This is a genomic window from Bacillus sp. FSL W7-1034 (genome assembly GCF_038593365.1).
Classification (GTDB): Bacteria; Bacillota; Bacilli; order Bacillales; family Bacillaceae; genus Bacillus; species Bacillus altitudinis.
The window spans coordinates 365,421-373,888 of the sequence record NZ_CP151989.1 but is presented as its reverse complement, the minus strand read 5'-3'; the positions used below and the strand labels follow the sequence as shown (position 1 = coordinate 373,888).

Sequence of the window (8,468 nt, the reverse complement as noted above, 5' to 3'; positions counted from 1 at the left end):
ATCAAAAGAACCAAGTCTATTTCATCAAAATAGACGAATAACAGAAAAGGAGCCCACCCCGAATAAAACGGAGGGACTCCCATTTTGATTCGGTAACCTGCCGACCATAGTAAAAAAGAAACTTTTACCTTAGGACATGGCTTTGCGTCTCTATGTTTCCATAGATTTGCCTTTTTCTTCTTTTCTTTTAGATATTTTCTATTTACGTCCACTTTATATGAAATTATTGTTTTTTTCACCGAAAAATGGGTGTAAAGATTCATGCGTTATGCCGAAGGGATCACATCATAATTTACGATATTTACCGAAAATAACTAATAATAGTTGCGTTCCACCGAAAATAAATGACCAATTACCGCAAAAATTTCATGTTTTTCCTTAAATTTTGCAAATATGACCGAAAATGTAGGAGAGAGGTCTCCTATCACGCCTCGCATTTTCTTAAATCTTAAGAACTATATTCCCTAAAACTTTGAATATTTTTACCATAAAAAACAATACAAAAAGAGCTGTCATTTCAAATGACAGCTCCTTGTTTCTTCATTATATTTACATCACCTTAGACAGACCAATCGTTTTCTCAATAATGAGCAACGCAATGATAGAAATGATAATAAATATGACAGATATCGCATTGACACTCGGATCAAAAGTTTGCTCAATGTAATTAAACGTCCTCACGGGAATCGTAATGGTTTGAGGTGAAGAAACGAACAAACTAATCGAGATTTCACCAAATGATGTCACAGCAGAAAACACGCCACCTGCGATAATGCCCGGCTTGATCAAGGGCAGTGTCACACGAAAGAAAGTACGTATGGGCCCTGCACCAAGATTCATGGAAGCTAGCTCAAGACGTGGATCAAGATTTGAAACACTGACACCCACGGTTCGTACCACATAAGGAAAACCAATGATGACATGCCCAATGACTAATGCCCACAAAGACCCTGTAAAACCCATAGCCGTAAACAAATACAGCATCGCAATCCCTAATACCACCTGAGGAATCATAAGAGGTGACAAAATAAAGGCTTGAACAGCTTCCTTTCCCTTAAAGGAAAGCCTTGCTAAAGCATAAGAAGCCATCGTTCCTAAAAGAACAGTAAGCGGCGTCACAATCAATAACAGAATCACGCTGATACGCAAAGATTCCATCCATTCTGGATTCGACACGACCTCATGAAACCAACGAACGGAAAATGAAGTCGGCGGGAATTCAGGAAAGGCATTCGGGCTAAAAGCAGAAAGAACAATGACAAGAACAGGTACGGTTAAAAAGAGATAAACGAGTGAGCCTGCGGTCCATATCAGAATCGAAAGCAAACGGTCACTTATTGATTTTTTACGCATGCATCCTCGCCTCCCAACGCTTCAATAGATAGCTTAATAGACTGACGACCGCTAGCACACAAATCAATAAAGTAAAAGACATCGCAGCGGCAAGAGGCAAATTATACACCTGCATGACCTGCTGATAAATGGACAGTGGCAAGAGCGGCTGCATCCGTCCGCCGACTAGCAGAGGAGTAATATAACTTCCTGCTGCAAGTGAGAAGACAATAATTGCTCCGGTGATCATGCCTGGAATCGTAAGCGGCAAGGTCACATGAAAAAATGTCCGTATACGCCCAGCACCAAGACTCATAGAAGCCGGTCTTAAGTGACGGTCCATATCAGTTAAGCTCGTTGCAATAGGCAGCACTGCAAAAGGCAGCATCACTTGAACATAAGCAATAATGACCGCATTCATATTCCACAGCATCGATAGCGGTTTCTCAATCAGATGTAAATCGATCAGCATGCCATTGATCAAGCCATTTTGCGAAAGAAGAACGATCCATGCAAATGTCCGAATGACGACACTCGTCAAAAGCGGCGATACAAGTAAGATATAGAAAAAAGCCCGCAATCTTGGATGAGGTGCTTTCACTAGCACATAAGCTGCAGGATATGCCATCAATAAACAAATCACCGTTGTCTGTAAGGCCACCCACACAGTACTTCCAATTGCTTTCACATATGCATCTGTCGTAAATACATGTAAATATTGAGACAAACTATAGGATTGTAACGTATTCATCATCGAATCCACATCACGAAAACTGAGGACAAACATCATCACAAGCGGAGCAAGAAGGAATACAACTAGAAACAAACAAGCTGGCAGCAGCATAAACCAATGAAAGCGCTGATTCTTTTTTTTGATTCGCATCACGCATGCACCTTCGAATCTAAGAACACAATATCTTCAGGCTGCCAATGAATATGCACAGTTTCTCCAACTTGAGGCAGCTCGGGAAATGCTGCGTCTGATGCATGGACAATGATTTCACCTTGATTAAGCCCAACGACCAAACGTAAAGAGTGCCCAATATAACTGACATCTGCCAACATTCCTGTGACATGATTTGGCTGAACTTCCTCCCCGCCAGAAGATAACTTGATTCTCTCAGGACGCAGCATGAGTAAACGCTTCTCGCTCTTCTCTTTAAATGCGGCTTTTAGCTGAACTTGCTTCCCGTTTGATTGAGTGAAATGTGGAACAGTGTATGTGGAAGTAACTTCATCATACTCCGCTTCAAATAGATTGACCTGTCCGATAAATTCAGCAACAAAACGATTATTTGGCTGACGATATACTTCTAAAGGTGTCCCAATCTGCTGAATTTTCCCCTCACCTAATATCCCAATTCGGTCGGAAAGGCTTAAGGCTTCCTCCTGATCATGCGTCACAAGAATAGTCGTAATTCCGACATTCCGTTGAATATTTCGCAGCTCCGTCTGCATATTTTTTCTTAGCTTTGCATCTAGGTTACTGAGTGGTTCATCCAGAAGGAGAACAGCCGGCTGGATAGCAAGTGCCCGTGCAATTGCGACCCGTTGCTGCTGACCACCACTTAATTGGTGCGGCATACGTTTGGCAAATGACTCTAATTGAACAAGAGACAAGCTCTCCATCACCTTTTGCTTGATTTCCGCCTTCTTTTTCTTTTGAACCTTCAACCCATATGCAACATTATCAAATACGGTGAGGTGTGGGAAAAGTGCATAACTTTGAAAGACCATCCCCGTTTTCCTTTGATAAGGAGGTAAAGTCGTCACATCCTGATCACCAATATAGACGACTCCTTTTGTTGGTTCTAAAAAACCACCAATGATATTGAGTAAAGTTGATTTTCCGCAGCCACTAGGGCCAAGAAGGGAGAAAAATTCCCCCTCTTTTACCGTAAGACTGACATCATCAAGAGCAATCTGCTCGCCAAAATGCTGGCTGATATGTTCCAAATTGATTCCACTCATGCGATCACCTATTTTCCTCCGCCTAGTACTTCATTCCATCGATTTGTCCATTGACCGAGCTCTGAAGTCGCTGTTTCGTAATCTACCCAAGTCAGCTTGCTATAATAATTTTCGCCAACTTTCACTTTCCCTTTAATTTTGTCTCCGTATTTCACATCAGAATTCGACATGCCATAGTAAGATTTTTCTGAGAAGGCTTCTTGAGCTTCTTTCCCGCTAAGGTAGTTTAATAGCTTATAAGCCGCTTCCTCATGCTGACTTCCCTTTGTTAACGCCCAGCTCGCAACTGCTGCCACAGCGCCTTCTTTCGGATATGAGAATCCAATATCCATCCCTTCTTCTTCAAGTGCAAATGCTCGGCCATCCCAATATGGAACTGCCGTCACGTCACCACGTTCTAACAGCGTTTGAATAGACCCTGGGTTATCAGGAAAAGCAGCTACACGCCCTTTTAATTGTGCGAGGCTTTTAAATGCTTTATCAATATCCTTAGGATTTGATTCTGTCCCTCCTTGAGCATGGACAAGTGCAGAGAAAAATTGTAAGCCCGCTGAATAAGTTGGGGAAGAAATCGCCACTTTCCCTTTCAGTTGATCGCTCCATAAATCTGTCCAGCTGTTTGGCTCCTGTTTGACAAGATCTTTTCTATAAGCAATTCCAAGCTGTCCCATACTAAAGCCTGCTGCATATTGTTTTCCATCAACAGTGAGTTTCTTTTGAACAGAACGATAAAGCTTTTTCACATTTGGCGCTTGATCTTCATCAATAGGCGCAAGAACGTTTGCCGCAATGCCTCTTTGAATCGTATCAGGCTGTAAAATAAGCAAATCATACGGTGGATTTTTACCATTAGATGCTTTTAATTTTGTAAACCATTCAGAATCTGCCCCAGAGACCGTTTGTACCTTAATGCCTGTATCCTTTTCAAACTTTTCGAGGATTGGCTTAATATTCTTTTCCCAATCTCCTCCGTAGACACCAACGATCACAGTCTGCTGCTGTTTACTTTGGTCCTGCCCATTTCCACCGCATGCAGACAGCAGTAACATGACGGATAGGACACCTGCAAATATGGCGATTACTCTTCTTTTCATGATTCATTTCCCCCTTTTTGTTGATTCAAGTGATGAAGTGCTTGAATAATATCCATCTTTGTTAACGGTTCCTGTCTATGACCAAAATGAGAATGAACCGCATGTTTATAGTGCGTACGCTCATTTGCTGGGTATGAACGAAGCTGCACAGCAAGCTCACTGCTGGCTTCGTCCGTCCACACTTTCTCATAAGCTGCTCTTTGCTCTCCAAAATCCCAAGCGACAGCATCAGCATCATTCATCTTTTCACGAAGCCTGCTCGTCTGTTCGTCATCAATTTTCCATTCATTATGATCTCGATAGACTTTGACGCCATATTGCTGAAGTGCTCTTTCTTCACTTAATAGCCCTGCTTCCACTTCATGAAGGACTTTTTCTTTCTTTCTAGCAAATGGATTCCCCCATCCTCCCCCACTTGGTGAAACCAATTGAACAATATCGCCTTTTTCAAGACGCATGACATCAATTTTCGGCTGGTTTTGTGTCTCCCCATTTGGTTTGGTCAATTTCACCTCACCAATTGCTCCTGCTCGGCCACCCATTAACCCCCAAGGTTGAAACTTCATTCGTTCCATTCCTCGTGCCGTCACCATCGATTCTGGCTTGATCATTTCAAATTCTAAACCAATCGCATGTCCCCCTCTATGTTCCCCTGCTCCACCTGTGTTCGGCAACAGTTCATATCGGTGTACATGAATATCAATATGCTGTTCCAAGCTCTCGATAGGTGTATTTTTTAAAAATCCTGACGAATGATCAATTCCATCTACTCCATCAGTCCCTTTTTGAGCACCGCCGCCTCCGCCTAACGGTTCGACCACAGACATTTTTCTGCCTCCTGTTTGATCATCAGGAACAGAGAGAACGACGATAGCGGATTGACCTGCACCTGCCGCCGGCACTGCTTCAGGCAACAGCTTACCAATAGCACCTAGCACGACATTATACAGTCTCATTGTAATGGAATGCCGAATACCGACAGAAGCCGGATATTCTGGATGGACAAGCGTTCCTTTAGGTGAAATCACGTCTATCGGATACGTAATCCCACCATTAATCGGAATAAAAGGATCTTTACTAATGATGTAATTAATCAACCCTTGATATAAGAAGGAGTGCTTTTGACCATTGGTGACAAGATTAAAAGCTGTCTTAACTTGCGGGTCACACTCAGAGAAGTCCAGTGTCAGCTGTTTCCCTTTGACCGTCAGCTTGATCTTTAATCGGATCGGCACATCCGAAATCATATCATCATCCAAATAATCAGCGAATTCACTCGTTCCATCAGGAATGGCTTCAATTACTTTTCCGGCGCGATCCTCTGCTTGCTTCAGCAGATCAATCATTCCTTGCTTCACTTCGTTTTTTCCAAATTTCTCGATCATTTCTTTTAGTCTGATTTCTGCTGTATTAACAGCGGCAATCATCGCATTAATATCGCCATCATTTAAATGACTCGCCCGGCTATTAGCTCTTAAAAAGGTACGAACAACCTGATTCTCTTTTCCACCTTCATAGATTTTCACTGGCGGAATTCTTAATCCTTCTTGATGAACATCTGTTGCAGTTGGAGAAATACTTGAAGGGACAAGACCGCCCACATCACTTACATGAACAAAAGACCAGGCATAGCTGACAATTTCATCTTCTATAAAAATGGGCTTGATGATATGAACATCTGGCAAATGAGTCGCTAAACCGTCTGTCGTATAAGGATCATTTGTGATGATAATGTCACCCGGCTGCATCGGTCCGCTTTCTTCAATCGCTTTTCTGAGACTCAGCCCTAAAAAGATCGTGACACCGACTGTTTTTGGGTAAACAAAGAAATCTCCAGAAGGCGTGGCTAATGCTGTGGCAAAATCCGCCGATTCTTTTACGAATGTTGTAAAGGATGTCCGCTCAATGACATGTCCCATGCCTGATGCAATCGCATTAAAATAACTCCTCATCATCTCAAGCTTTGCTGGATCAGTTCCCATGTAAAGCTGCCTCCCTTGAAATCACCAAGTTTCCTGAATGGTCTATGCTGCCTGCCCAGTTTGGCAAAATCAATGTTGTCGTATCATCTTGCTCAATGATGGCAGGTCCATTCACAACAGCACCTAATGACAAAGTACTCCGATTGTAAACAGATGCTTCGTACTCTTTTTCTTCTATAAAGATTCGTCTGTATGATTGTGGTATTAAAGGCTGTCCGCTGCTTTCATCAACAGAAGAGAAAGGCAGTGGAGGCGTTTCACCTATAACCCGAACTCGCAAATGAGTAAATTCAATGTTCGCCTGATCATCTCTATGGCCATATTGACGCTCATGCAGGCTGTGGAAAGCTTCAATCAGATGATAGACGTCTTGTTCCTGCTTTAGCCAATCCACCGATAATGGCAATTCAATCTCAAATGCCTGTCCTTGATAGCGGGCATCTGCTAATAACAAAATGGACGTTTGTTTGATATGTTGAATATTTTGCTGGCTGAACCAATCCGTTGCTTTGCGAGAAAGCATTTCATAATCTTGTTTTAATTCGTCCATCGTATAGTCTTGTAAGCATATTTTCTTAGACAACACAGCATCATGGATAAAATCGGCTGTAAGTGCACCTAGCGCACATAATGTCCCTGGACTTGGAGGGACGACCACATTTTTCGCATGAATTTCTCTCGCAAGGAAATTCGCGACAACAGGCCCTGCCCCGCCAAATGCTAGCAAACTAAAATCTCTAGGATCAAACCCTTGCTGCTCCATGACATTGCTTAGTTCTGTGTACATATTGGCAACAGCCACTTGAATCAACTGGTCAGCCGCCTGTTCGACCGTTTTATGAAGCTGATCAGCAATTGGCTGAAAGGCTATTTCCGCTGCAGACCGCTGCAATTGTAAATGTCCTCCGGCAAACCGATCTTGATTGAGGTAACCGCATATGAGAAATGCATCGGTTAAAGCAGCTTTTTTTCCCTTTCCATACGAAGCAGGCCCAGGCTGCGAGCCAACTGATTCCGGTCCTGCTTTAAGAAGCCCGCCTTGATCAAGCCATGCAACAGAACCTCCGCCAGCCCCTATCGAATACATTGCAACAGATGGAAGAATGATCGGAAATCCTGAAAGCTGATTCGACTGAGCCATTGTAGGCTGCCCATTTTGAATGATCGAGATATCTGCACTTGTGCCACCAACATCAAACGTAATTAAATTGGGTTCATTTGCAGATGTTGCAATTCTTGCCGCACCAATTACTCCAGCTGCCGGGCCAGAAAAAAGTGTTTTAACGGGTGAAGTGGCTGCGCTTTCTGCATCCATTAAACCACCATTTGATTGGGTAATGTATGGAGAAATTGGTACACCTTCTTCTTTCAAACGGTTTTTCAACGTTTGTAAATATTGTTTCACCTTTGGTTGAATGTACAAATTGACAACAGACATCACTGTCCGCTCATATTCTCTCATTTGTGGCCATAATTCTGATGATGTCAGGACTTCTAACTGTGGGTAATGATGATGAATATAGGCTTTTGCCTGTAATTCATGAACTGGATTTTGATAGCTATGTAAAAAAGAAATGACAATGCCTGCTAGTTTTTTAGAGATGACCTGCTGGACAGCATCATCTAATTGCTGCAGTTGGAGAGGTTTTTTGATCGAACCATCGTGTATGAGCCTTTCAGAGATTGGATATACATGTTTTCGTGGTATCAATGGTTCTGGCAATTGAGAATTAAAGTCATAAGGAATGGGTAGACGTAAACGCTGTAATGACAAAATGTCTTGAAAACCTTCCGTTACAAAAAGGGCTAAATCTGCTCCCTTTCTCTGCAATAATGTATTAAGACCGATTGTCATGCCGTGTACGAGATATTGGATTTTGGATAAATCGACACCTCTTTCTTTTAGAAGTTTTAGCCCATTGATAATTCCTTGAGCTGGGTCATCTGTCACTGTAGGTGTCTTGAGTTCAGTCAGCTCCCCTGTTGCTTCATTCATCAGCGATAAATCAGTAAATGTTCCACCTATGTCTATTCCGAGCCGATAAGAGACATCCGCCATTTGTACTTCCCTCCTGTCATGTAAATGGAA

6 protein-coding genes and 1 riboswitch are annotated in these 8,468 nt (G+C 42.5%); all 6 genes read right to left on the bottom strand.

Annotation, left to right across the window (positions count from 1 at the left end; all coding sequences use genetic code 11):
* Positions 1 to 88: 88 nt before the first annotated feature.
* A riboswitch (cyclic di-GMP riboswitch) is annotated at positions 89 to 181 on the bottom strand.
* 368 nt (positions 182 to 549) lie between these two features.
* From NST73_RS01965 to NST73_RS01940, 6 genes are read right to left on the bottom strand one after another with little or no spacing between them, the layout of a single operon-like run.
* Positions 550 to 1,353: an ABC transporter permease gene (locus NST73_RS01965; RefSeq protein WP_144679649.1), complete on the bottom strand. Its 804-nt coding sequence runs from the start codon at positions 1,351 to 1,353 to the stop codon at positions 550 to 552.
* Positions 1,346 to 2,215 (bottom strand): ABC transporter permease, encoded by an 870-nt coding sequence (locus NST73_RS01960; RefSeq protein WP_008347830.1) that lies wholly within the window; start codon positions 2,213 to 2,215, stop codon positions 1,346 to 1,348. Before NST73_RS01960 ends, NST73_RS01965 begins: the two co-directional genes overlap by 8 nt.
* Positions 2,215 to 3,303 carry an ABC transporter ATP-binding protein gene (locus NST73_RS01955; RefSeq protein ID WP_144679651.1) on the bottom strand — a complete coding sequence of 363 codons (1,089 nt, stop codon included), beginning with the start codon at positions 3,301 to 3,303 and terminating at the stop codon, positions 2,215 to 2,217. The genes NST73_RS01960 and NST73_RS01955 overlap by 1 nt, the downstream gene beginning before the upstream one ends.
* Positions 3,304 to 3,311: 8 nt before the next feature.
* A complete protein-coding gene (locus tag NST73_RS01950; RefSeq protein WP_017358546.1) occupies positions 3,312 to 4,397 on the bottom strand; it encodes an ABC transporter substrate-binding protein in 1,086 nt (361 codons plus the stop codon).
* Positions 4,394 to 6,379 carry a hydantoinase B/oxoprolinase family protein gene (locus NST73_RS01945; RefSeq protein WP_144668204.1) on the bottom strand — a complete coding sequence of 662 codons (1,986 nt, stop codon included), beginning with the start codon at positions 6,377 to 6,379 and terminating at the stop codon, positions 4,394 to 4,396. The genes NST73_RS01950 and NST73_RS01945 overlap by 4 nt, the downstream gene beginning before the upstream one ends.
* A complete protein-coding gene (locus tag NST73_RS01940; protein ID WP_041508230.1) occupies positions 6,369 to 8,438 on the bottom strand; it encodes a hydantoinase/oxoprolinase family protein in 2,070 nt (689 codons plus the stop codon). Before NST73_RS01940 ends, NST73_RS01945 begins: the two co-directional genes overlap by 11 nt.
* Positions 8,439 to 8,468: the final 30 nt, after the last annotated feature.